This window comes from Ditibartonella apis, from assembly GCF_001952075.1.
In the GTDB taxonomy this organism is placed as follows: Bacteria; Pseudomonadota; Alphaproteobacteria; order Rhizobiales; family Rhizobiaceae; genus Bartonella; species Bartonella apis.
This window is the reverse complement of record NZ_LXYU01000001.1, coordinates 74,731-100,557: the sequence shown is the minus strand read 5'-3', so window position 1 is coordinate 100,557 and position 25,827 is coordinate 74,731. Positions and strand designations below refer to the sequence as shown.

Genomic DNA, 25,827 nt, shown 5'->3' with positions numbered 1-25,827 from the left:
ATGAAAATCAAGATGCGTGGTCAGGATGTCAAAGTGTTTTATGGCGCCAAAGAAGCGTTGCATGGTGTCAACCTTGATATTCCCGAACATCAGGTTATGGCACTGATTGGTCCGTCCGGTTGCGGCAAGTCAACTTTCCTGCGTTGTCTCAATCGCATGAATGATACAATTGACGGGGCAAAAGTCACCGGTCTTATTACTCTTGACGGGCAGGATATTTATGATCCCGACATCGACGTTGTCGAATTGCGTGCCCGTGTCGGTATGGTCTTTCAAAAGCCCAATCCTTTTCCGAAGTCCATATATGAGAATGTCGCCTACGGGCCGCGTATTCACGGGCTTGCCAAATCACGCAAGGAACTTGATACGATTGTTGAACAAAGTCTTATCAAGGCGGGTTTATTTGACGAGGTGAAAGACCGTTTGAATGATGCCGGTACCGGTCTTTCAGGTGGACAACAGCAGCGCTTGTGCATTGCACGCGCCATTGCGGTCAGTCCGGAAGTTATCTTGATGGATGAACCCTGTTCCGCACTCGACCCGATTGCAACGGCGCGCATTGAAGAATTGATTGATGATTTGCGCGAGAATTTTACGATTGTTATCGTCACCCATTCAATGCAGCAAGCTGCACGAGTTTCGCAATATACGGCGATGTTCCATCTGGGAGATCTCGTTGAAGTGGGCGAAACCGAGATGATGTTCACATCGCCAAAAGAGCAACGTACACAAGATTATATCACCGGTCGTTTCGGTTAAATTCAGGGAGCACGCTTATGCCAATCAATCATACTGTCCGTTCATTCGATGAGGAATTGGGCTACCTTGAAGCAAAAATTGCCAAAATGGGAACTTTTGCCAGTGAGATGATCGAGGAAGCAGTCAATGCTGTGATCAATAACGATCTTGATCTCGCTAAAAAAGTTATTTCCGATGATATGTTTCTTGATGAAACTGAACGCGAAATTGACGAAAAATCGGTGGCAATTATCGCCAAACGCCAGCCAATGGCGGTGGATTTGCGCGAAATTATCGGTGCTATGCGCATTGCAGCCGATCTGGAACGTGTTGGCGATATGGGTAAAAATATCGCAAAAAGGGCGGCTGCAATTGTCGAAAGCCGGCAACCGGCGAGTTTATATCATGGTCTGCAATCATTCGCGACACTGACGCTCAATCAGCTCAAGGAAGTGTTGGACGCTTACGCAAGCCGCTCGCTTGAACGGATTGATGCTGTGCGTAACAGGGATGAAGAGATTGACGCCATGTACACATCGCTGTTTCGCGAGCTCCTCACTTACATGATGGAAGATCCGCGCAATATTACTGCTTGCACACATTTGCTATTTTGCGCCAAAAATATCGAGCGTATCGGTGATCACGCAACCAATATTGCCGAGACATTGCACTATATTATGACCGGTACTTATTTGAGCACTGACCGTCCGCGTGATGACACCACCTATAAGGTTGGCGCTGACGGAAAAACCGCAAAATAATATCTGGCATAACAGGGCATTTCGTTTGGGAAACGTGACCTAGTGACGCCCTTAAAACGCTTGCGACCTATTTAAATAAAATTTTAGTGCTCTAACGCTTTATTGTTTGATGTAGCAGGAAGGAGCTTTTTTCAGTAACAATAATAGCTGGCCCTTATTTTGCATGTGCATTCTGCCAGTAAGATGTTCATTTTCTTAACTGGCAGGCAGAGCGCTTCGACACTTGTCCGCGCGTTCGACAGTCAAAATATGCCTGCGTGTTTGCAGAAATAAATGCAGCTTTTCATGTCTTTCATTTAAACATGTTTTTCTCACCCCGTAATCGAAGTTTTTTCAAACGCCCGGATCAGGCAATAAACGCTCTTCAACAAAACATCGGATAACGTAGTTTGCCGATGGCAAATAGGGGAATGAAAAGCAGAAATGCCTGCTTAAAACAGGGAACGCAAATAAAAAATAACAGCGAGAATGCGTAGAACGCCAATGAAGGGAAAGTAGGAAAAGTCGAAAAATCTAAAGAAAAAATGAAAAACAATAGCCACGTGGAGAGCTCTAAAACCTTGCTAAAGCAATCGGTAAAATTGCTGTCTGACATTATCGTTTGAGGAATTCTGTGGCCGCTTTTTGAGAAAAAATCAGACGTTTTGAACAATTTGTCGGTTTAGCGTTAACAATTGGTGAAGAACCACAGTGACAAACTCGCGGGAAATGACCTTCAAGCAGATGAGGTGAACGTGTGTCACCGTTAAAACAGTAATAAAATAACAAACAAAAACAATATGTTAATTCGACAATCCGGATAGAGTTCTGTTGTTTTGAATTTCCCGTTTCAATGTATGTCTTTGCGGTTGTTCATGGGGCGCAAAAACGCGGTTAATTAATTTTAAAAGGTTTAAAGCGATAGTCATTTTCAGGGATTTTGGTTCGATAAACCGGATCGCAATGGGGGCTTAAAAAGGATTGCCTTCATTTGGCCTTTTTTTGCCCTTGTTTTTATAGGCGAGAAAGAAAACGAAACTTAAGAATGGTATTTGATAAGATGAAAAAACTCCGTTGGGCAAGTACCGCTGCAGTCATGCTTGCACCGTTCATCGTTACAGGCTGTGCGTCGACCCATTTCGGTTTCGGGCATAAAAATAATAAACAGGCTTCCTTTCCCCTGACAGAGCGCACTTGCCTGATGCGGGCAATGTATTTTGAATCAAACCGTTCAAGCCGCGATGGTATGATTGCAGTTGGTACCGTCGTCATGAATCGCGTGAACTCGACTGCTTATCCGAAGACAATTTGCGGCGTTGTCGGCCAACCCAATCAATTTGCTCCCGGTGTTTTGACCAAACCGATGACCGAACCTGCTGCAATGGCAAGAGCCGGTGAAGCCGCTGACGCGGTATTACGTGGCGAGCGGGCCAAAAAAAGCAAGAATGCCATGTTTTTTCACACTGCCGGTTTGACATTCCCATATAAAAATATCCATTATGTTCAGGTCGCCGGTGGCAATGCCTTTTATGAAAAGCGCGGGCGTGATGGCGAATTGCAAGTCCCGACCAATGACGCACCTTATGATGTCGCTTTTGCTTTCGCACAAGAAAAGAGCGGAAAAGCGCCCCAATTTACAACGCCGGGCCGGAGTGCCCAGCCGGTAGCGCCAAAAGCGGTTTCGGAACCGGCACCTGCACTTCCGGTCAAGACAGCACCGGCAAGCGAACCGGTAATGATTGCACAGGCTCAACCTGTACCGGTTGAAGCCAAACCTTTTTCATCACAGAAAAGCGCTTCTACCCACCAAACCAATACGGTTGTAGCTGATGCAAAGCCGGCAGTATCCCATGCAAAGCCGGTTGAAAAGGCTCCAGAACCTTATCTACCATTCCAAACGGCTCCTACTCCTGCACCAAAACAGGTTATGGTCGCCGATGCGCATTATAATTATGCCCCGAAGCCTGCTGCCCGTACAGTTGACCATACGCAAACCGGTTCAACAACCGTTGGCTATCCCACACCATCAAAGGAAAAAGTCGATGAAATTGGCGCTATTTTACAAAAACAGGATAAGAACAAAAGGTTCTGATGAATTTTTGTGAAATAGCCTGATTGAAAGGGTATTTTTACAAGCTACTTTATGCCTCAAGCCCGCAATAACTGCGGGCTTTTTATTAGGATTTTTCGTTTTCCTGCCATTTTTACCGATTTGATTTCTAACCGCCGCTACGTTTTAAGGCCGTTAGAATATATTCAAAATGTTTTCAGCTTGGCGATGAATTTGAAGAATATTGTTTTTCCAAGGGAAAATAAGCCGAAACATTCATCTCAATGTTTCTTCCAAATGAATTTTTAAAATAAAATAAATAAAAATTGAAAAATAATATATAATAAATATGTTATTTTTAATAAAATTAAGTTTTGTTTTTTAATAGTTTTATTTTTAATTTTAAAAAAATTATTGGATAAACATTAAAAATGACCCGCCACGTAAAAGTGGCAGGTCCGATTTTAGCTCATATCAACGTTGCTGATATTTGAAACGTTCGGGAAACAGAAGTTTTTGCTTCTATTTAAGCCTAGTCCTTCAAAGCATAGGCAATGACATAATCACCCCGTTTCGGGTTTTGGCGTGCACCGCCCGCAGTAATGACAATATATTGTTTGCCGGTTTTTGGTGAAATATAAGTCATCGGACCACCTTGGCTGCCGACAGGCAAACGCGACTTCCAGATTTCTTTGCCTGTGCGGCTATCAAAAGCACGCAAATAAAAATCTTGCGTTCCGGCAAAGAACACAAGGCCGGATTGTGTTGCTAAAGAGGGACCAAGTGTCGGCATTCCGATCGGAACGGGCACACCGAGTGCGATATTGAGCGGCCCCGTGTCCCTGACAGTGCCAACCGGAACCTGCCAAACAATTTTGCGGGTTTTGAGATCAATTGCCGACATTGTGCCAAAAGGCGGCTTCTGACAGGGGACGCCAAGTGGCGAAAGGAAGCGCATGCGCATAGCACCGAAAGGTGTTCCTGCCATGGGGACAATGCCCATTTCAATGCCGGACGCGCTTTCGGGAATATCTTTGCGCTCGACAAGATAATTGGCAAGGCCGAGCCTCATATCATTGACGAAAACATAGTTCAATGTCGGATCAATCGAGACAGATCCCCAATTCATACCGCCGAGTGAACCCGGCATTTGTAATGAATAATCAAGCCCCGGCGGGGTGAACACACCCTGATGACGCATTTTGGCAAATTCGATCCGGCATAGAAGCTTGTCGAATGGTGTCGTACCCCACATATCGGCTTCTGTTAAAGTTGCATTGCCGAATGACGGCATCCCGACAGAGAAGCGCTGTGTTGGCGAATAACGTTCACCAGCAACATTCCCCTGCGGTACCGGTTTTTCTTCAACATCCGCAATCGGTTCTCCGGTTTCACGGTTAAGCAGGAAGACCTCTCCCTGTTTGGTGACCTGAACGAGTGCCGGTACGATGTTTCCATCATTATCGGGTGCGTCAAGCAGAACAGGTTGTGCGGGCGTATCAAAATCCCAAATGTCATGATGCACAAATTGGTAATGCCAACGCACTTCGCCGGTCTTCACATCGACAGCCACAACGGAAGACGAGTATTTATCGTCTTCGGCTGTGCGATAGCCAGCCCAGAAATCGGGTGTCGAATTGCCTGTCGGCAAATAGACAAGTCCGAGTTTTTCGTCATATGACATTGCGGCCCAGACATTCGGTGTTCCGCGTGTATAGGTTTGTCCTTCCGGCGGAAGTCCGTGAATATCAGGATTGCCGGGATCCCAAGCCCAGACAAGATGACCATCTTTCACGTCATAGGCTCTGACAACCCCCGGCGGTTCATCGGTTGAGAAATTGTCGGCCACGCGCCCGCCGACAATGACAACATCGCCGGCAACGAGTGGTGTCGATGTTTGTTGGTAATAACCGGGTTTGACCTCACCCATACCGACTTTAAGGTCGACAGTGCCCTTTTCCCCGAATTCTTCGCAAGGCTTTCCTGTCGCTGCATCAAGTGCAATGAGTCTTGCGTCTCCCGTTGGCAAAAACAGACGTGCCTGACAAGCCGCATCAGCTTTCAAACCTTTGATTGGCTGAGCTTCGTGATAACCCAAGCCGCGGCAACGTTGCCAGTTCGGCCCTGTTCCATGAGGGTCGAACATCCAGTTCTGTTTGCCGCTATCGACGTCGAATGAAAGCACCTTGCCATAAGCTGTACAAACATAAAGATTGGAGCCGATCTGTAGCGGGGTATTCTGGTCTTCTGCCCCCGAACCGTTACTTTGGGGAATGTCACCGGTATGGGCAATCCAGGCCACATCAAGTTTTTTGATATTGGCAGGTGTTATCTGGTCAAGGGCTGCAAAGCGGCTACCATGATCGTCATTACCCCAGCTTTTCCAGTCTTTTTGTTCATTAGCCGGCTGCACTGGTAACGCAGCTTTGGCTTTTTCTGTCATGTGGATGACATTTTTCGGTATAAACGAACTGGCAATTGTTGCCGCCATACCGACGAATACCAGACCGGCCAAAACGAGCGACGCCGAGCCGACGATTTTTCCCTGTTTTTGCGCCATCGGCCTATAGGCAAGCAACACCAGAAAAAGTGCCACAGACAAAGCAAAGAGGTTGGAAAATTGTTGCCAGTAATCAAACCCCGCCTCATGATAAGACCACAGTGCACTCATCACATAAATAAAAGCGAAGATCCACACACTCAGACGATTGAGCCGGATCATGAACAAACCCGACAGGAGTAACAGGATGCCGAGCGCCAGATAATACCATGTCCGGCTGCCGAGATAGAGGAGATACCCCCCGAGAAGAGTAAAATATAGTCCCGCTAATAATACCAACAAGCTTAGAAGAATAACCAGACAAACAGTCATTCTTGAAGGGCCATTTTTAAACCTGATCATTTGAACATCTCACTGATTGAAAATATTTTCGGGGTTTTTTAGATTGTTATTTTTGCCAATCCTTTGCATAAAGTCAAAACAGCGTCAATTCAGCACCCGTTCATATGAGTGTGATGAGTGATAGTTTTTATAATAAAAATGATAACAATATTTCATATATAAGATTTTTTCTTTAATTATTATTTTAATTCATTTTAAAAATAATTTTTGATTCTATAATCAAATAGCAGATATATAACTTTTACAATTTTAAAAATAAGTAAATCTATTTTTTTATGTTTAAATTATTCAATGGAACATATCCACATAAACAAAATATAATTAGTGAACGGATAAATATTGGAAGAAGAGAAAGAGGCAACAGTCAAAGAGCTGGAGCGGGTAGCGGGAATCGAACCCGCGCGTTCAGCTTGGGAAGCTGACAGGCTACCATTACATCATACCCGCAAAATGCGTGACACACGGATGCAATCTTTAATGCTTTTTGTCAAGCACCCTCTCATCAAAGTGGTTTAAAATGTTTTGACAGTTTCAAGCCCTGTGCTTGGTAATTCGAGCCGAGATCACGCCCGTAGAGAGATTTCGGATGCCTCAACATATGTTCATAAACGAGATGGCCGACAATTTGTCCGTGTTCGAGGATGAAGGGAACTTCATGGCTGCGCACTTCAAGAACAGCGCGCGAGCCTTTGCCACCGGCTTCATTATTGCCGAAACCGGGGTCGAAAAATCCGGCATAGTGAACGCGAAACTCTCCAATCAACGGGTCAAATGGTGTCATTTCAGCAGCAAAGAGCGGCGGGACATGAACTGCTTCGCGTGAGACGAGAATATAAAATTCGTCCGGATCGAGGATGAGAGAATGCGAACCCCGATCATAAATCGGTTCCCAAAAATCGAGCACATCGGCCACGCCCCGCTTGTCGACATCGATAACGCCGGTATGATGTTTGCCGCGATAGCCGACAAGTCCCTTGGAATTACCTGTAAGATCAATCGAAAGCCCGACACCGCTTGCAGTAATATTGGGATGCTCATCGGAAACCAGCATTTCTTTTTTGTGAAGGGCAAGAAGCTCGCTTTCATTCAAGCCGCTTTTACCTTTACGAAAACGGATTTGCGACAGTCTCGAACCGGTGCGAACAATAACAGGAAATGTACGTGGACTTATTTCGAGATAAAGTTTTCCGTGATAACCACTGGTGACTTTATCAAATTCTTGTGCATAATCGGTTATGATACGGGTGAAAATATCCAGTCGTCCGGTTGAACTTTTCGGATTGGCAGATGCACAAAGCTCATCGGAAAGTGCGAGCGTTTCGATAAGAGGTACAATGTAGACGCAACCCGTTTCAAGCACTGCACCATTTTCAAGATCGAATTCGTGTAGCTTGAATTGTTCAAGTTTATCAATAACTTGTTTTTCAGGTCCGGGGAGAAAAGAAGCACGGACACGATAGGCTTTTTTGCCCAACCGCAAATCGAGACTGGCCGGCTGTATCTGATCTTTGTCTAACGGGCGATCCGATTTCAAAATATTATTTTCAAATAAACTTTGAATATCGCTATCTGCCAGAATGCCGCTTGAGCGTGCCATGATGACTACCTTTTACTATTTACTATTATCTCTTTAACGCGTTCACGGATTGACGCAAGCTTTTGAAGAGCATAAGGAAGGTTTATCCCGTGGTGATTTGGGCCGGCCGGCTTGCAGCCACGCTTGGGTTTGTGGAATTTAAACGCATTCCGATGGCAGCGTAAAGTCATCAGTTTCAATTCCATAAAACCCTGATAAAATGCTAAAAGGCCGTAAGACCAAGCGGACTTTTGGCATCTTCTTTTTCAATCTTTACCATGACGGCAAAGGTTTTTTGATGAAAGCAGGTGACTTATGACACTTAATCCGCATCGTAAATACCGTACCGCTACAGAAATGGTTCATGCGGGGACTCAACGCTCTCCTTATGGAGAAGTCTGTGAAGCGATTTATTTAACACAGGGCTTTACCTATCCGAGTGCCGAAGCGGCCGAAAGGCGTTTCGACGGAGAGGATCCGGGCTTTGTCTATTCACGTTATGCCAATCCGACCAACGATATGTTTGAAAAACGTATGTGTGCGTTGGAAGGGGCAGAAAGTGCACGCGCACTTGCTTCGGGAATGGCCGCTGTCTCGACAGCTATTTTATGTTTTGTGAAAGCGGGCGACCATTTTGTTGCAGCCCGTTCCATGTTCGGTTCCTGTCGTTACATCATTGAAAAAGTCCTGCCCCGTTATGGTGTCGAGGTTTCAATCATTGATGGGCGCAAAATCGAAAATTGGGAAAAGGCGATCCGCCCCAATACACGCGGAATATTTTTTGAAACACCAGCCAATCCGACTTTGGAAATTGTCGATATCAAAGCGGTTTCGGAACTTGCCCACAAAGTTGGTGCAACTGTGATTGTCGATAATGTATTCGCAACGCCACTTTATCAAAAACCTCTCGAACTCGGCGCTGATGTCGTAGTCTATTCTACCACCAAGCACATTGACGGGCATGGGCGTTGTCTCGGTGGAATGGTTTTATCGAGTGAAGAATGGATGACAGAAAATTTTCAGGACTTCTTCCGTCATACCGGACCCGGAATGAGCCCCTATGTTGCATGGCTCATGTTGAAAAGTCTCGAAACGCTTCCTCTGCGTGTCGAGGCGATGACGCGCTCGGCAGCAAAACTTGCCGATTTTATCAGTGGGCATAAAGCGGTCGCAAAATGTGTTTATCCCGGACGTGACGACCACCCCCAGAGAGATATTATAAAAAAGCAGATGACTGGCGGTTCGACAATGATCGCTTTTGAATTGAAGGGTGGCAAAAAGGATGCTTTTTCCTTCTGCAACCATCTGACAATACCGCTTATTTCCAATAATCTTGGCGACACACGTTCCATCATGACGCATCCGGCAACCACAACCCACCAGAGCATCGGCCCCGAAGCACGTGCCGAACTTGGCATCAGTGACGGATTGTTGCGTTTTTCGGTTGGTCTTGAAGATGTTGACGATTTGTTGGAAGACGTGGAACAGGCACTGAACGCGACACTATGATAAATCCGTTATCCGGATTGTTTAAAACATTATCGGCGCAAGCTTTTGAATAAGCTTGCGCTTTTTTTGTCATCGCATCGAGTATCATATATTAAGCGATGAAAATATCGGAAGTGCGTGTGCGATAACTATACGCCGGTTCATAAATTGGTTATAACGGCTTCATGACAATACATCATCTCAGTGAAACCGTAATTAACCAGATTGCAGCGGGCGAAGTGATAGAGCGTCCGGCAAGTGTGGTTAAAGAACTCGTCGAAAATGCTATTGATGCCGGTGCAACACGGATAGAAATTGTGACGGCAGGTGGAGGCAAAAGCCTGATCCGCGTCTCCGATAACGGGTACGGTATTGCCGAGGACGAACTTGAACTGGCGATATCGCGCCATTGCACATCCAAACTTGACGATAATGTTCACGACATCCATTCACTTGGATTTCGTGGTGAAGCTTTGCCGTCAATCGGGTCAGTTTCAAAGTTGAAAATGGTGTCACGCACAGCTTCTTCGGAACATGCGGCTGAAATCGTTGTCAATGCGGGACATGTTGATGGGCCGCGTCCCGCAGCCGGTAACGCCGGAACAATCGTTGAGGTGCGCGATCTTTTTTACGTCACACCGGCGCGTCTCAAATTCATGAAGACAGACCGTGCCGAAGCCAATGCGATAACCGATATTGTCAAACGGATTGCCATTGCATTTCCGAATGTCCGCTTTTCGCTTTCCGGTACAGATCGCTCGATGCTTGACTATCCCGCGACCGGTACAGGTGGAGAGGCACAATTACAGCGCATCACCCAAATTATGGGAAAAGATTTTGCCCCCAACGTTATTACTCTTGATGCGGTAAGAGAGGGCGTGGAGCTCAAAGGCTTTGCAGGCATACCGTCATTCAATCGGGGTAACAGTCTTCATCAGTTTGCTTATGTGAACGGCCGACCGGTGCGCGATAAATTGATATTTGGCGCCATTCGCGGGGCTTATGCCGATGCAATGGCACGCGACCGTTATTCGATTTGTGTGCTTTTCATCAATCTTCCTCCGTCTGATGTCGATGTCAATGTCCATCCGGCAAAGGCCGACGTGCGTTTTCGTGATCAGGGGTTAGTGCGCGGGCTTATTGTTGGTGGCATTCGCGAAGCTTTAAGTCATGCCGGCATTCACCCTGCAACGACGGGGGCGGACGCCATGCTTAAAAGCTTTCGTCCCGATGGTGTGCCACCTTCATCATCTGTTCCACCGCGCCCGACCTATTATAATAATAGAGCTTTTTCCTATAATTCATATTCAAGAGCGCCGGTGCCGCCAGCAGCGCAAATGGTCAACCAACCGCTTTATACAACACCTTCGTCAGGCTTCAATGAAGACTATGGAAATGTGCTAGGCGATCTTGATCAACCGACGACAGATAGCCGTCCGGCGATGGAAATTCCAACTGTCGAGGAACAGCGTTTTCCCCTTGGTGCAGCACGCGCGCAAATCCATAAAAACTATATCATTGCCCAAACTGAAGACAGCCTCATTATCGTCGATCAACATGCAGCACATGAGCGGCTGGTTTACGAGGCTTTGAAAAAGGCACTTTATTCCAAGCCTTTGCCGTCCCAAATGTTGCTTATTCCCGAAATTGTGGAATTGCCGGAAGAAGACGCAACGCGGCTTTTGGCACATGCAGAGACACTGCAAAAATTCGGCTTGAAAATTGAACCTTTCGGCCCCGGTGCTGTCGCTGTTCGCGAAACACCTGCCATGCTTGGCGAGGTGGACGTCAAAGGCCTTATTGCCGATTTGGCCGATGAAGCTGCCGATTATGATACCACAAACGGGCTTAAAGCTATGCTTGATTATATTGCGGCAACCATGGCCTGCCACGGTTCGGTGCGTTCCGGCCGCCTGTTGCGTGCGGAAGAAATGAATGCGCTTTTACGCCAGATGGAGGCCACGCCCGGTTCTGGAACCTGTAATCACGGACGCCCGACCTATGTCGAGCTGAAGCTTACCGATATTGAAAGATTGTTCGGCCGCCGTTGATTGTTTTAGTTGAAAGGCTGCGGGCATCTGTTCGTAACCGTTGCTTAAAAACAGATAGTTTTGAATGAACAAAGCCGGTGTGCGGCTTTGCCTGCCAATTTTATGCGCCGGAAAAACGCTTAGCACGCGGAATTATGCGGCTGAATAAAACCGGAAACGCTTCGGCTGATCGATTTCTGGTGCTTTTCCTGAAAAACAGGTTTGCTTTTCGGTTTCCGGTGAAGTCATTTAATTCATTGATATGGTTTTCCTCTCGTAACAAAAACCGTCCAGTCTCCGGTTTTGAAAGTTTGTGCTGGATAGGTGCGAAAAGCTTGAACGAGAAAAAATTCGAACGAAAACAAAAAGCTTTTAGATCGGGTATTGGATGGAGAAGATAAAAAGTGAACTTTTTCAAAAGTACGATATGTTTGAACGACTATCAATAGTTTCGTGAGCAAAGGATTTAAGGCTTTTATAGTTTTCGCTAACGCTTTATAATCATCGCCGACAAGCAATCTGAAAGGTTTAGAATAATGATGTTTCCCGGTGGTGAACGCGAGGCGCAACTCCATTATCTGAGTGGCGATTATGAGGTTTTAACACACGGAACCTATGTTTTATGTGCAATTACAGGCGAGAAAATTCCGCTGGACGAGCTAAGATATTGGAGTGCACCACGTCAGGAAGCTTATGCAAGTTGCGAAATTTCCTATCGCCGCGAACTTGAATGCGATCCCCGTTTACGTAAGCTTTTAGGTACAACGCTTAAAAAATAAGCGTTATTTACAGTTTATGAATTCAGTTTAAAGAAAAGCGCCCATACAAGGCGCTTTTTGATTTTTATTCTTCGTTGGAGCGGTTTTTGAACGCCTCAAGTGTTTCATTTAACCGTTGCTTACAAAAATCCGGATCATCAAATTGAACTTCGACATCAAACACAACAAGATTTTCAAGCTTCTTGTCCTGCCCATCGGTTTTTAAACGGGCAAAATCTTTTGCGGTGGTTGCAATAAAAAGGTGTTTTGCCTTTGCCGAGCCGATAATGTCATCAAGATCGAAATCTGTATAAAAATGATGGTCGGCAAAAACCCGTGTTTGTTCAACTTTCCCATCCAATTCGCCAATCGAACGGAAAAATTTTTGCGGATTTCCTATGCCTGCAAAGGCGAGAAACTTTTTGCCTGAAACAGCATCGGTGGCAGAAGGCACAAGATGGGCAAAGTTTAAAGGTTTTGCTGCACGGGCGGCCATATGGATAACTTCGTTACCTTTGTCACCATTGCCAATCATCAGCACACTATCGGTATAAGCCAGTTGGGTTACAAGCGGTGCACGAAGTGGACCTGCCGGAAACACAGCATTGTTACCCAAACCGCGCAAACCATCCACCACCATCAGGGCATAATCGACGAATAAACGACGACTTTGAAAACCATCGTCCATCAGGATGAGATTGCATCCTTGTTGTTGTAAAAGTTTTGCCGCTTCAAATCTGTCGGTTGCTACAGCAACCGGTGCATGTCGGGCAAGAAGCAATGGTTCATCACCGACTTCCCGGGCCTTGTCAAATTCGAGGTCGATGAGATGGGCACTGCGTATTTCGCCACCATAGCCACGCGAAACAATTCCCGGATTAAGACCAAGTTTTTTGGCCGCATCCGCAAGACTGATAACAACTGGAGTTTTTCCCGTTCCACCAAGCGTAAAATTGCCGACACACAAAACCGGAAGATCAATCACCGGAATATTTTCGCGTTCCATTCGACGGCGGGCAAAATAGCCGTAAACCCACGAAACCGGCAATAAAAGCCAACGCATGACTTTTTGTTCATTCCACCAGAAGTCAGGTGCCTCACCAACCATGATTGGTATCCTGATGATGAAGCTTGGCCTGCATGATCAATGGATCAATGAATGGCCGTAGCACTTTTAACGTGCGTTCGAGCGCTCCACTCATATTTGTGGCTGTATCGTAAGCCGCTTCGATCATTTCATAACGGGTCGGCTCATGAGTCAAAAGTGTGTTGAGCTGGACGGCCAATTGCGTAGCATCTTCGACGATTCTTGCTGCATTATTTGCAAAAAATACATCGAATGTATTTTTGAAATTTTCCACATGTGGACCTGTCAGAATAGCCGATCCGAGAAGCGCCGGTTCAAGAGGATTGTGCCCACCGGTTTCTGTTAGCGACTTGCCGATAAACGAAACTTTAGCAAGCTGTAAAAATACCCCCATTTCTCCGATAGTATCAACGAGTATAATATCGGTATTCTCATCGGGCATCCGTTTTTCACTGTGCCGAATAACGTGAAGGGACTTCTTTTCAAGTTCTTCCATAATCGCGTCAGCCCGTTCGGGATGACGGGGCACAATGATCGTCAAAAGATTAGGCAGCCGTGTTTTTAATGCAAGATGAACTTCGGCAGCGATATTCTCTTCCCCCTCATGGGTGGAAATCGCCGCCCAAACCAGCCGGTTATGCAGGCTTGCACGATATTGCATTAACAGATTCTTATCGGCAGACGGCGCAATGTCGGCTTTCAGATTCCCCGAAACTGCGACCGTTTTGACACCGAGTGCATGATATTGTTCGGCATCGCTTTCGCTTTGTCCGATGGCTGCATCAATCTGCCTGAAAATGTGCGAAGCGAGAGCAGGCCGCTTTTGCCATGAATGGAATGAACGGCCGGACATATGTGCGTTCACCATGACTTGCGGGATGTGACGGCGCGCAAGCCCGTTGATTCGTAATGGCCAGATTTCTGATTCGCAAACAAGTGCCAGATCAGGTTTCCAGTGATCGAGAAACCTTCTTATCGCCGGTTTAACGTCAAGTGGCGCAAATTGATGAATAACGCGGCTGCCAAAACGGTTTTCGACCAGGCTTGCAGATGTAACGGTGCCGGTTGTCAAAAGGACATTGATATGAAGTTGTAAAATACGGTCAATGAGCGGAACAAGCGCCAGTGTTTCTCCCACACTTGCGGCATGAAGCCAGATAAGTGGCCCTTCCGGCCGCTTCTTGTTTGTGCGCCCCATGCGTTCGCGTTTGCGGTGTGGGTCTTCCTTGCCGCGCGCTGCCCTCATGGAGAGATAGAAGGGAAGAAGTGGACTGATCAAGCCGCCTGCCATGCGATAGAGATAGAGTGCCGTGCGAGCCTTGAATTCCTTCATAGTGCTCCCCCTATTTTCTTTCTTTGAGGCGTTTTTCCGCCTCGTCCGTCAGACGGTTCATAATGTCGGAAAGTTCGATACGTTTTTGTTCCATAAGGTCGTCATCGGCATCTTCCGGTACATAAAACGCATCTCCCATGAGAAAGATAGAATGTCCGAATGGCAGCGGAATTACGGTTTTGTCCCAGGTTTTTTCCAAAATTTTTACATGGGAAAATGAATAGATATAGGGAACGATAGGGCGTCCGGATATTTTTGCGAGTAATATAATACCTTTGCCGGCTTCGCGCGCTTTTCCATGCGCAATATCGGCAATCATTGCGGCTGTTTTGCCTTCTTGTAATGCCCGTTTGAGAGTAAGCAATGCCCGTGCACCGCCTTTATCGGTATTTTGATGTTTTGTCCGTCCGCCCGAGCCGCGCACTGTTTCAAGACCCAGCTTTTCGCCGACCCGTGCATTGATCTCGGCATCAGCAGAGCGCGAAAACATGGCAATGATATGTTCTTTCTTGGGGCGCAAGAACGGCCCCATAATATGACGCCCATGCCAGAATGTAATAATAAACGGGTTATAGGCATCATGGGCGTTTTGCGGGTTATCCGAACCTTCAAGTCGTGGATTGGTCCAATAAACCAGACGCAGATAATTTGCCATGAGCGATACAACGATCGCTTTTGTTATGCGGGCGTTCATCAATGGATAACGGATTTTACGCCACAGGCGATTTAAAAAGTCCGATTTTTTTTGTTTTTTCTTTTCAGTCATTCAAGTGTCGAACCAATCACTTTTAACGAAGCGGGCCGCAATCCCGTTATTGAAAATAACACAGCCCGCGAAGGCATTTGAAAAGCCAATCCGTGACACGGACTGTCATTGTCATAATCTCCTTACAAGATCAAGGCATGGCAATCAAATGCCGAGCAAAGAATGCAAAAATGCTTCAAAAAGTGTTAAAACTGTACCGGTTCGTTTCAGAATAAGCAAATATCTATTATTTGCTTTCGGTATGTTCAGGGTCGAGCAGACGGTGCAGGTGGACAATGAAATAGCGCTGCAGTGCATTATCGACACTTGATTGGGCCTTTGCCCGCCATGCGGCTTCAGCCGACTTGTAATCCGGAAAAATTCCTACGATATCAAGGTTATCAAGATCACGGAATTCGTTGCTATCAAGGTTCTTCAATTCTCCTCCGAAAACCAGATGCAATAGTTGTTTCGGTTCACCTGTCGCGCTCATATATACCTCCTATGATTACTCTACCCATTTTAATTCGTTAGCAGATTAACGAAATCGTATTTTACGGACAATATCTATCACGTTATCAAGCTCGCGGTTTAAGCCAGCAATCAAAAAATCGTGTTCAAATGGTGCTTTTCCATAAAGCGGTGTCTTATTGTCGATATCCCTTATCAAACCGCCACATTCCTGTAAGATCAGATCAGCTGCGGCGATATCCCAATCATGGCTCTCGGGCTTTATCAAGACGATGTCTATTTTTCCTTCGGCAGCAAGTGCGATGCGATAGGCAAGCGAAGGAAGATAATGTGCGAATGTGACATTGGACTTGAAGGCTTCCGGCAATTCCGCTTCAAATTTTCCGGTTGCAGAAACCACAAGTTTGCCTTCATGACCTTCAAGAAGTGGAAGTTTATTGCCATTGAGACTGGCACCTTTACCACGTTCAGCCTTGTAAACGGATCGGGTTGCAGGACAATCTAGAACGCCAACTTGGGAAATTCCGTCTTCGACAACGGCAACCGATACACACCAATGTTTTGAACCGGAAAGAAAACCGCGCGTTCCATCAATCGGATCAACCACAAAATATCGTTTATAGTCGTTATGCGGGCGTTCATCTCTGGTTTCTTCCGAAATCCATCCATAATCGGGCCGCGCGGTCAATAGAAGCTCTTTCAGAACTTTGTCGGCTGCAAAATCTCCTTCACTTACCGGTGAATTTCCCGGTTTGATCCACACTTTCGGGTCGTGGCCAAAAAAACTTAATGCTGTTTTTCCTGCTTGTTGAGCAGCATTGGCGATGAGTGCGAGATCTTCGGAATTATGAACGTTATTTTCCAGCAAGGGTCATTCCTTCAATCAAAAGCGTTGGTGCTGCTGTACCATAGCGGCGATCAATGTCGCTCGCCGGTGTGAGATGTGACAACATATCAATGAGATTGGAACCGAGAGTAACTTCACTAACCGGATAGGCAAGTTCGCCATTTTCAATCCAGAACCCCGATGCGCCGCGGCTATATTGACCGGTCACAAGATCAACACCATGGCCGAAGAGCTCGGTGACATAAAAGCCTTTTTTGATTGCTTTCATCATCTCATCTGGCGAATTTTCCCCGGGTTCGATTGCAAAATTGGTGCTTGCCGGTTGTACAGAAGAAGCCGAGCGCATGCCGTGACCATTGGTTTCAAGATGAAGTTCGCGGGCAACCGATGAAGATAAAAACCAGTGCCTGAGAACGCCATTTTCAATCACGTTGAGAGGCACACCTTCCACCCCTTCACCATCAAACGGGCGGGAGGAATTCCCTCGTTTTTTTAATGGCTGATCGGTAACCGTTATTGTCGGTTTCATAATCTGTTCGCCCATTCTGTTTTGCAACAGGCTGGTTTTGCGGGCGACTGCTGCTCCATTCACCATTGAAGCAATATGGCTTGCAATCGTGCGTGCCATCCGTGGCTCGAAAATAACATTGACAGTTCCGGTTTTTGCTTTCTGCGCATTCAACCTTCTAACGGCGCGCTCACCGGCGTTTTTCCCGATTGTCGTTGTCTTGTCGAGATCTTCGTGGTGAAGAGCGGTTGTATAATCATAGTCACGTTCCATTGCCGTTCCTTCGCCTGCAAGCGCACTGCACGAGAAGGAAAAACGGCTTGATTGATAGCTGCCGCAAAAACCGTCACTGGTTACGAGGACCAATCCACCACTTCCATAACCGGCAGAAGCGCCATCAGAGTTGGTGACACCTTTGACCGATAAAGCGGAATTTTCAGTTTCCAGAGCCTTTTCGGTGAGATATTTACTATCCGGAACAAATGGATCGAACAGATCAAGGTCTTTAGGGGCTTTCACAAGACGGGTGCGATCAGCCAAACCTTCAAAAGGATTTTCAGGTGAAACTTTGGCCATGGCAACCGCCCGTTCGGCAAGGCTTATCGGGTCGGCCGAAAGGTTTGCCGAAATACTCGCTACCCTTTTGCCGACAAATACCCGTAACGAGAAATCATCATTTTCCGAGGCTTCGGTTGCTTCCACTTTGCCAAGACGCACCGACACACTGACCGAGCGCGAGCGGACGATAACAGCATCCGAGCTATCGGCACCGGCTTTGCGTGCAGCTTCTACCAATGCAGAAGCTTTATCAATTTGGCTATCATGGACCATTACAGATTCCTCTCGATCATTTTGTTCAAGATTTTATAAAAACTTACGCTATAAAACTCAATTCTTTTCGTTGCCTGTCGATATTATGTGAACGGGCAACAAGGATCTTGAGTGAGGAAAATTAGAAACTCGAAATAATTATAGGAGTGTGTCGAGTAATTGCGTCGATTGATTTTAAAAAGGTGAATGTTCGATCTGAAATTACCACAATTTTGGAAAAGATTTTATTGCGCCAGTAAAGCCGGTTTAACGATCAAAATTCGAATAATAGCAACTATAACGATGACTTGGCGCTTTTACTTCGAAATGTGTGACATCACGATTTTAAAGGCAGGAATTCGAAACGCCTTTTTCAGGTTCTTTTCATACTTTTTTCAAAAAGCAGGACGAAGGATAGGTCAGCCCTTTTGTAAACAGAATTGATGTCGGCTTTTTTAAAAAACCGACATCAACTAATTTATTTTAACCTTTGGATGGGCCGATAATCAGCAAAGCAGGTTCCGGACGAAGCAGCTTTTCAGCAACTGCCTTGACCTGATCACGGGTAACCGCTTCAATCAGTGCACGGCGCTTTTCTATGTAGTCGATCGGCAGGTTCTCGTCCTGCAAGCCCACCAGTGTTGCTGCAATATCTGAAGAGGAGCCCATATTCTGCACAGCATAGGAACCAATGACATAACTTTTTGCCTCATCAAGTTCCTGTTCGCTTACACCTTCATCAGCCATTTTTTTCACTTCGCTACGAATGGTAGAAAGAGATTTTTGTGCTTCGCTTGAACGGGTACCTGTTGATACAGCCAATGTTGCAGAATGGTCGTAAAGCATCAGGGATGAACCGACAGTGTAAGCAAGGCCGCGTTTTTCACGGACTTCCGAAAACAGACGTGATGTAAGCCCCGGCCCGCCCAGAACGTAGTTCATGAGATAAGCAGCAAAGAAATCGGGATCATTGCGTTTGACACCGGGGTAAACGAGCATCAGTGATGTTTGCGGCAAATCATAGTTAACATTAGCCATGCCGCCGAGATTGAGTTTTGCTTCTTCTATTTTCTTTAGTTCTGCTTTCTCCGGCAGGGCACCGAATATCTTGTCGATAATTGTTGCTGCTTCGTTTGCACTGACCGGTCCGACGATGCCGATATGGATATTGTCACGGGCAAACATGGCATGATGTGCTTTGACAAGATCATCACGGTTTATTGTGGCGAGTGTCTCCGGTGTACCTTCTCCGCGTCTTGCATAAGGATGTTTGCCATAAATCAACGTCAAAAGACGGTTTTGGGCGATGGTTTTCGGATCTTTTTCGGAAGCTTTGAGTTCGGCAACCAATTGTTCGCGGATACGGTCAATAGCCTCGTCATCAAAACGGGGCTTCTGGACGGCAAGGGCAAGCAAGTTGAGAGCTTCGTCTCGTTTTTCGGCAAGCATTTTCATGTTTCCGCGCATTCTGTCACGTGTGACCGAAAATGCCATTTCTGCACCAAGCTCATCAAGGCGGCTTTGGAACGCTTGCGAGTCCAAATCACCGGCACCTTCATCAAAAAGGCCGGTCATCAGGTTTGCCAAACCTTCTTTCCCTTCAGGATCCTGTGTTGTTCCGCCACCAATGGAAAATTGTATGGAAACAACCGGAACTGTGTTGTCTTCCACAAGCCACCCAGTAATGCCTTTTTTCGATGTTACATTTTCAATATTCAATGCATTGGCAAGCGAAACACCCAACCCGAAACTCAAAATCAACGAAAAAACAAGGATTGAAGCACGATGGAAAATAAGCGGTTTCTTGTTCATGGCGACCCTCATTTGCTCTTCTTTTGCTGGTTGGCACCTATCGGTGATGCTTCGTGAACAGGGGGCAACAAATAACTGGTCACACTTTTATCCGTATCAAGATAGCGGTTAGCTACATCTTTGATATCGTCCGTTGTAACTTCCTTCAATCGATCCGGCCAATGGGTAACATCATCAATATTCATACCGACCGAAAGGGAACTACCGTAAATTTGTGCAAGACCGGCCGGACTATCGAGTGAAAATATCATATTTTTGATAAAACGGTTCCGCGCCTGATCAAGTTCGGCTTTTGTCACACCATTCTTGCGAATATCTTCAATTTCACTGGCAATCTGGTGTTGCACATCTTCGAGACTTGCCTCTCCGCGAGGCATTCCATAAAGATAAAATATACCGTCATCAACGGCATTGCCACTATAATTGGCACCGACAGATGCTGCCGATCCGTTTTTGACAACCAGTGTCTGGTATAACCGTCCGCGTGGTGCACCGCCTAAAATTTCGCCAAGCAAATCAAGTGCTTCAGCTTCTTTTTTGGCTTTCGCATTGTGATAGGAAGGAACGACCCACATTTTCTGGAAACTTGGCTCGCTCACTCGCGGATCATGCATTGTCACGGTGCGAAGTGTTTTCTTTTCCGGCTCTTGCGGGCGGATACGTGGGCCTATTTCAGAACGCACCGGCAGTTTGCCATAAATGTCGGAAGCCATTTCGCGCACTTTTTCCGCAGTAACGTCGCCCGAAATAATAAGCGTCGCATTATTCGGGGTGTAATATTTATTATAGAAGGAAATCGCATCATCACGCGTCAGTTTTTCCATTTCCTGTTTCCAGCCGATAACAGGATTATGGTAAGGACTGTTCATGAACAATGTTGCCCTAGTGTCTTCAGCAAGCATTGCATCGGGACTGTTGTCGGTGCGCATGCGCCGTTCTTCAATGATAACATTTCTTTCTGGCGCGATCACTTCATCTGTTAAAACCAGATTTTCCATCCGGTCTGCTTCGAATTTCATAATTGTTTCGAGATATTCCGAGGCAACGCTCTGATAGTAACCGGTATAGTCATATGACGTGAAAGCATTTTCCTCACCGCCGATTTTGGCAATGAATTTCGAAAATTCGCCATCTTTATGGGTAGAAGTGCCTTTAAACATCAAATGTTCAAGGAAATGGGCAATGCCGGTGTGCCCTTTCGGCTCGTCGGCAGAACCGACATGATACCAGATCATTTGTGTCACAACCGGTGCCCGATGATTTTCGATCACAACAACTTGCAGGCCATTTTTCAGGGTAAAACTTTGCGTTGGACCGGATTTGGTAATTTCAGGAAGATCAGGAGTGGTTGAAGTTGTCATTTGTGACTCTGTCGGGGTTTTCTCGCTTGTCTCCTCTGCATAAAGAGGAAAAAGCGCGCTCGTAGACAAAAGAACGCCAAACGTCGCTTTCAAAAACGTTTTTCTCATCAATTCAGGCACAGGCAAAACCTTTCTCGACTGTTTAATCACAATTGTAACATATAGATATAAATAATTGTGCCACCATAATGGCGCTCGTCGTCAAGCTTAAAATTTTCCGGTAAACGAATTGTGGCCTCTTTGGTCTCTTCAAGCACAAAAAGCGCTTTATTTTTTACCCAATGGCCTTCAACAGCAGCCGAAAACGCTTGTTCCCCCAGGCCATGGCCATAAGGCGGGTCGGCAAAAACAACGTCGAATGGTTGCATTGTTCCTATCTGCCCCAAACGTGTTGCATCACGGCGCAACAGGCGGGTAACCCCCTGTAATCCGAAGGTTTCGATATTTTTATGGATTAATCCACGTCCTTCAACCGACTGTTCGACAAAAGTGCAGGTTTCGGCACCACGCGAAAGCGCTTCAATGCCGAGTGCGCCGGTTCCTGAAAAAAGATCAAGCACGCGTTTTCCGTTCCAGAAATTCACTTGCCGTGATCCCAGAATATTGAACAGACTTTCACGCGTGCGATCGGTTGTCGGACGGATTTTCTGTCCTGCGGGCGTTGCAAGATGACGTCCGGAAAATTTACCGCCGACGACCCGCACTCGAGCCTCCGTCCGGCCGGCCGGAGCGATGGACTCCGCTACGTCCATTTCCTTTTGCATCGCCTTTACGATTTAGGAATTTGCTTGCTTTTTCGGGCTTACCCGCAAAAGCTTTTTTCCTGCCGCGGTCATCTCTTGAAGAAAATGGTTTTTCGGAACGGTTGCCGGAAAAACGGGATGATCTTTTCCGGTTCTGCTCATCCGGATTTTGCTTCCCGTAATGACGGCGTGGAAAGTCAAATCCACCTTCTCGGCTTTCCGAAGAACCGCGATATTTTTTTTGAGGGCGATCAAACTTTTGATCAAGGCGATCAAAATCCTGTTTTTCGGAAAATTTCCGCTCTGTATTATATTTTCTTGGCGGCTTTCCGGTGGCTAAACGTGGCTTATGGGAAAATTGTTTGTTTTCACCCTCAAAATTGCGATCGGGCCCATGATCACGCCAATGACCGGGTCCATCGTTTACCGAGCGGTTATAATTTTCGTTTTTCTTATAATCTCTGTTTTTCCTACCGCCCCTTGACGCATCATAGTCGTCTAACGTACGGTCTTTCCGGAACTTTTGGCTGAAATCGGGCTTGCGGCCCGAACTGTCAAAATGTTTTTCACGACGATTGAAATGTGTTTCGCTTTCGCCCTGTGAAGCGCGATGAGGATGACGGCCGGCTGATTTTTCATCAAAGCCGTTGTCGCTTCTCTCTTCTTCGTCTCTTATGCGCCAGAATTTCTTATGAGCGGTTTGAGGGCGGGCACCGGGAGCCATCCAGACATTGGCACTACGCAATCGTTGAGGTTCAGCTTCAGGTTTCTTTTCGAAAGCTTTTTTAAGGGGGGCAGCATTTCTAACAAATTTACTGCCTCGTTTATTGAAACTGTCCGGTCTCGTTGAAAGCTGGTCGCGGCCACGTTCGGCGAAATCGGCCTTTTTCCAACGCCTGTTAAAGCGGGGAGCTTCCGGCGTTGAAGAGATCCAGCCGTCATCCGAAACCGTCGGTTTTTCACGCGGTTTTTGTTCTCCGACAACAGGGGCATTGGAAAACGGCTTCAAAATCGGCAAATCGAAATCGGCATTGGCTTCTTCAATAAGACGCTCACCCAACTGGTCGCGCAGCGTACGGCCTTTGAGCTCGCGCACAGCGCCTTCTTCAAGGTCGGCAAGTTGGAAGGGACCGAACGAGATGCGAATAAGACGTGTGACAGTAAGCCCTAATGCTCCAAGAATATTTTTGACTTCACGGTTCTTGCCTTCTCTTAAAGCGAGCGTAAGCCAGACATTCGTTCCTTGTTCGCGTTCAAGAGTTGCTTCCACAGCACCGTAAAAAATACCGTCTATGGCAATACCATCTTTTAAAGCATCAAGATCGGCTTGCGTTACTTTGCCGTGAGCTCGAACACGATATTTACGCACCCAGCCGGTTGACGGTAATTCAAGAACGCGGGCAAGGCCTCCATCATTGGTAAGAAGCAGCAAACCTTCCGTATTGATATCGAGTCTGCCAACGGAAAGTACGCGTGGCATTCCTTCTGGCAAGCTATCAAAAACAGTAGGCCGACCTTCCGGATCGCGGTTGGTTGTCACAAGTCCGGCGCGTTTGTGGTAAAGCCAGACGCGGGTGCGCTCAATGGGGGGCAAAGGTTTGCCATCAACAGTAATTGCATCTGTGCGTTTGACATTGAATGCGGGCGTATCAAGAACCTTGCCATTAACCGCAATGCGTCCGGCGGCAATCATGGTTTCTGCGTCCCGTCGCGATGCTATTCCGGCGCGCGCCAATCTTTTGGCAATGCGTTCACTGCCGTCGCTTTCTTCACTGGTTTTTACCCTCGGCGATTTTGCGTCGTTCTTCCCACGTGGGTCGAAATTATTTCTGGTATCCCCCCTGTTATTTTGCGGTTTCTTATTGCCGCGATCATATGTCATCTCACATTATCCTTTAGAAGCACCGGGGGCGCATTGTTAATTTTTAACCGCTCTAGCTTATTTTTTTCCGATATGGAATCTCTTTCGTCAGGTGTTTTCTGATAAACTGCCATAAATGACATAAACGGCGGATAAAATCCAATTGTTCCGGTTTTTCAAAATGCTGGCTCTTCAAAATGATTGAAAGGTAAAAATGAAAAAAAACCCGATGGAAATAGCGCTTGAAGAGGCAATTTCGGCAAATGCGAATGATGAAGTGCCGGTTGGCGCCGTGATTGTCAAGGACGGTAAAGTGATCGCCAAGGCTTGCAATCTTACGCATAAAAAATTCGACCCGACAGGTCACGCTGAAATGCGGGCTATTCGTATGGCATGCGAGATGCTTCAAAGTGAACGATTGGTCGATTGCGACCTTTATGTGACTTTGGAGCCCTGTACAATGTGCGCGGCTGCCATATCTTTTGCACGTATCAGGCGACTTTATTTTGCCACAGGCGACGAAAAAGGTGGCGCAGTTGAACACGGTGTCCACTTTTTTAACCAACCCACGTGTCATCATCGGCCGGAGGTTTATTCCGGCCTGGGTGAAAGACAGGCATCCCAGTTGCTCAAAACTTTTTTTGCAGGAAAAAGGGAAGAATGATGAAAACAGTAAAATTCCCGAATGGTTCGATTGTACCTGTTTTAGGACAAGGTACATGGGGTATGGGGGAGGGGATATCGTCCGTTGAAGACGAAGCCAATTCTTTGCGTGCCGGCCTCGATCTCGGATTGAAACTCATTGATACGGCCGAAATGTATGGAAATGGTGGATCCGAAAGAGTGGTTGGTGAAGCCCTTGTCGGGCGGCGTGACGATGCCTTCGTTGTGTCGAAAGTTTTGCCAAGCCACGCGTCACGGCAAGGCACGATTGAAGCGTGCGAACGCAGCCTTAAAAATTTAAAAATAGAAAAAATCGACCTTTATCTTCTTCATTGGCAAAGCAGCGTTCCTTTAACCGAAACAGTTGAAGCTTTGGAAAAACTTGTCACACAAGGCAAAATTGACGCGTGGGGTGTCAGCAATTTCGATACCGCACTCATGCAGAAACTTGAAGGCATTTCGCAAAAAGGTCATATCGCAACGGATCAGATACTTTACAATCTGTCTCGTCGCGGGCCAGAATTCGACCTCATTCCATGGTGTGAAAAACGGCATATTCCGGTGATGGCCTATGCACCGATCGAGCAGGGGCGCATCATGAAAAACCGTGATCTTATCAAGATTGCAGAAAAGCTTGGTGTTGCACCATCGGTGCTTGCTCTGGCATGGGTCATCCGCAATCCGCTGATGATTGCTATTCCAAAAACCTCGTCACTCAAACATTTGCGCGAAAACGTCAAAGCACTTGATCTTGAGCTCGACAGTAATGTTCTTCAGGCACTTGATGAAATATTCCTGCCACCGTCACACAAACAGCCGCTCGAGGTTATTTGAAAAAAGCAGAAACCTTATTCAGTAAAGGGAAATTGCTCGGAAATAGTGTTTGGACAACATTCAAAAATATTTGGCAAAAAAATTTGCCGGTTATGAGCCCTGTTAAACAAAGAAGTTTTAAAACTTCGGAACTTCAAGAGGGGGGGCAAAACCTACATTCTATGGAGTTTAAGCTATTCCCGAGTAGTCTGTTTATTCAATTCTCGGTTTGGAGTTTCTGCCGGAAAACCTTAATGATTGAAGATTGGCTGAAACGGCATTTGCAACAAGCGACTGTATTGAACAAAGGGCGCTATTTTTAATGTTCGTTTCTTGAATGAAGATAAAGGCGACGAACTCTTCACCAAGGCCGGTTTTAAGGTTGAAAAACTGCTGCATCCGGTCAGCTGAATAGGCGCTAATCGGTATATCCATTTGAGAGGGGGGAAAGTTTCATTAAGAAACCGGCTGGAAATGACGTCACGAATTTG

20 protein-coding genes, 1 tRNA gene, 1 pseudogene and 1 riboswitch are annotated in these 25,827 nt (G+C 46.4%); of the genes and pseudogenes, 9 read left to right on the top strand and 13 right to left on the bottom strand.

What is annotated here, in order from left to right; translation table 11 throughout:
- The 3 genes and pseudogenes from pstB to PEB0122_RS11990 all read left to right on the top strand — a co-directional run.
- Positions 1-759, top strand: coding sequence for a phosphate ABC transporter ATP-binding protein PstB (pstB, locus tag PEB0122_RS00455; RefSeq protein WP_075915211.1), 759 nt, complete (start codon positions 1-3; stop codon positions 757-759).
- Between the two features lie 17 nt (positions 760-776).
- A complete protein-coding gene (phoU, locus tag PEB0122_RS00450; RefSeq protein ID WP_075913555.1) occupies positions 777-1,499 on the top strand; it encodes a phosphate signaling complex protein PhoU in 723 nt (240 codons plus the stop codon).
- Positions 1,500-2,538: 1,039 nt separating this feature from the next.
- Positions 2,539-3,115, top strand: a pseudogene (locus tag PEB0122_RS11990) (cell wall hydrolase); the annotation flags it as partial.
- A 945-nt stretch (positions 3,116-4,060) separates the two neighbouring features.
- Here PEB0122_RS11990 and PEB0122_RS00435 read toward each other — a convergent pair.
- From PEB0122_RS00435 to PEB0122_RS00425, 3 genes are all read right to left on the bottom strand, one after another.
- Positions 4,061-6,430, bottom strand: a complete 2,370-nt coding sequence (locus PEB0122_RS00435) for a membrane-bound PQQ-dependent dehydrogenase, glucose/quinate/shikimate family (RefSeq protein ID WP_075915209.1) — start codon at positions 6,428-6,430, stop codon at positions 4,061-4,063.
- Between the two features lie 373 nt (positions 6,431-6,803).
- Positions 6,804-6,877 (bottom strand) — tRNA-Gly (locus PEB0122_RS00430).
- Between the two features lie 55 nt (positions 6,878-6,932).
- Positions 6,933-8,027: a 2'-deoxycytidine 5'-triphosphate deaminase gene (locus PEB0122_RS00425; protein ID WP_075869769.1), complete on the bottom strand. Its 1,095-nt coding sequence runs from the start codon at positions 8,025-8,027 to the stop codon at positions 6,933-6,935.
- Positions 8,028-8,115: 88 nt separating this feature from the next.
- Positions 8,116-8,151, top strand: a riboswitch (SAM riboswitch).
- A 170-nt stretch (positions 8,152-8,321) separates the two neighbouring features.
- Between PEB0122_RS00425 and PEB0122_RS00420 the strand changes: the two genes are divergently transcribed.
- The 3 genes from PEB0122_RS00420 (at position 8,322) to PEB0122_RS00405 (ending at position 12,303) form a co-directional block, all read left to right on the top strand.
- On the top strand, positions 8,322-9,515 hold the full coding sequence (locus PEB0122_RS00420; RefSeq protein WP_075915208.1) for an O-succinylhomoserine sulfhydrylase: 1,194 nt from the start codon (positions 8,322-8,324) through the stop codon (positions 9,513-9,515).
- Between the two features lie 164 nt (positions 9,516-9,679).
- Positions 9,680-11,545: a DNA mismatch repair endonuclease MutL gene (gene mutL / locus PEB0122_RS00415; RefSeq protein WP_075915207.1), complete on the top strand. Its 1,866-nt coding sequence runs from the start codon at positions 9,680-9,682 to the stop codon at positions 11,543-11,545.
- Positions 11,546-12,063: 518 nt separating this feature from the next.
- Positions 12,064-12,303: a DUF2093 domain-containing protein gene (locus PEB0122_RS00405; protein ID WP_075869960.1), complete on the top strand. Its 240-nt coding sequence runs from the start codon at positions 12,064-12,066 to the stop codon at positions 12,301-12,303.
- 64 nt (positions 12,304-12,367) lie between these two features.
- Here the strand turns inward: PEB0122_RS00405 and lpxK are convergent, their stop codons facing one another.
- From lpxK to PEB0122_RS00350, 10 genes are all read right to left on the bottom strand, one after another.
- Complete coding sequence (gene lpxK / locus PEB0122_RS00400) at positions 12,368-13,390, bottom strand: tetraacyldisaccharide 4'-kinase (protein WP_075915205.1); 1,023 nt, start codon at positions 13,388-13,390, stop codon at positions 12,368-12,370.
- A complete protein-coding gene (gene waaA / locus PEB0122_RS00395; protein WP_075915204.1) occupies positions 13,380-14,702 on the bottom strand; it encodes a lipid IV(A) 3-deoxy-D-manno-octulosonic acid transferase in 1,323 nt (440 codons plus the stop codon). Before waaA ends, lpxK begins: the two co-directional genes overlap by 11 nt.
- A 10-nt stretch (positions 14,703-14,712) precedes the next feature.
- Positions 14,713-15,468 carry a lysophospholipid acyltransferase family protein gene (locus PEB0122_RS00390; protein WP_075869775.1) on the bottom strand — a complete coding sequence of 252 codons (756 nt, stop codon included), beginning with the start codon at positions 15,466-15,468 and terminating at the stop codon, positions 14,713-14,715.
- A gap of 226 nt (positions 15,469-15,694) precedes the next feature.
- Positions 15,695-15,940, bottom strand: coding sequence for a DUF4170 domain-containing protein (locus tag PEB0122_RS00385; RefSeq protein WP_075913544.1), 246 nt, complete (start codon positions 15,938-15,940; stop codon positions 15,695-15,697).
- Between the two features lie 45 nt (positions 15,941-15,985).
- Positions 15,986-16,786 carry a 3'(2'),5'-bisphosphate nucleotidase CysQ gene (locus PEB0122_RS00380; protein WP_075915203.1) on the bottom strand — a complete coding sequence of 267 codons (801 nt, stop codon included), beginning with the start codon at positions 16,784-16,786 and terminating at the stop codon, positions 15,986-15,988.
- Positions 16,773-18,104 carry a TldD/PmbA family protein gene (locus PEB0122_RS00375; protein ID WP_075915202.1) on the bottom strand — a complete coding sequence of 444 codons (1,332 nt, stop codon included), beginning with the start codon at positions 18,102-18,104 and terminating at the stop codon, positions 16,773-16,775. Before PEB0122_RS00375 ends, PEB0122_RS00380 begins: the two co-directional genes overlap by 14 nt.
- A 462-nt stretch (positions 18,105-18,566) precedes the next feature.
- Positions 18,567-19,895: a M16 family metallopeptidase gene (locus PEB0122_RS00365; RefSeq protein ID WP_075915626.1), complete on the bottom strand. Its 1,329-nt coding sequence runs from the start codon at positions 19,893-19,895 to the stop codon at positions 18,567-18,569.
- An 8-nt stretch (positions 19,896-19,903) separates the two neighbouring features.
- Positions 19,904-21,256, bottom strand: a complete 1,353-nt coding sequence (locus PEB0122_RS00360) for a M16 family metallopeptidase (protein ID WP_225867773.1) — start codon at positions 21,254-21,256, stop codon at positions 19,904-19,906.
- A 146-nt stretch (positions 21,257-21,402) separates the two neighbouring features.
- Positions 21,403-21,960, bottom strand: coding sequence for a 16S rRNA (guanine(966)-N(2))-methyltransferase RsmD (gene rsmD, locus PEB0122_RS00355; protein ID WP_075915200.1), 558 nt, complete (start codon positions 21,958-21,960; stop codon positions 21,403-21,405).
- Complete coding sequence (locus PEB0122_RS00350; protein ID WP_075915199.1) at positions 21,941-23,881, bottom strand: pseudouridine synthase; 1,941 nt, start codon at positions 23,879-23,881, stop codon at positions 21,941-21,943. Before PEB0122_RS00350 ends, rsmD begins: the two co-directional genes overlap by 20 nt.
- A 193-nt stretch (positions 23,882-24,074) precedes the next feature.
- Here PEB0122_RS00350 and PEB0122_RS00345 point away from each other — a divergent pair, with 193 nt between their 5' ends.
- From PEB0122_RS00345 to PEB0122_RS11625, 3 genes are read left to right on the top strand one after another with little or no spacing between them, the layout of a single operon-like run.
- Positions 24,075-24,524, top strand: a complete 450-nt coding sequence (locus PEB0122_RS00345; protein ID WP_075915198.1) for a nucleoside deaminase — start codon at positions 24,075-24,077, stop codon at positions 24,522-24,524.
- A complete protein-coding gene (locus tag PEB0122_RS00340; protein ID WP_075915621.1) occupies positions 24,524-25,357 on the top strand; it encodes an aldo/keto reductase in 834 nt (277 codons plus the stop codon). Before PEB0122_RS00345 ends, PEB0122_RS00340 begins: the two co-directional genes overlap by 1 nt.
- Positions 25,354-25,659: a hypothetical protein gene (locus PEB0122_RS11625; RefSeq protein WP_143238773.1), complete on the top strand. Its 306-nt coding sequence runs from the start codon at positions 25,354-25,356 to the stop codon at positions 25,657-25,659. The genes PEB0122_RS00340 and PEB0122_RS11625 overlap by 4 nt, the downstream gene beginning before the upstream one ends.
- The last annotated feature ends 168 nt before the right edge of the window (positions 25,660-25,827 follow it).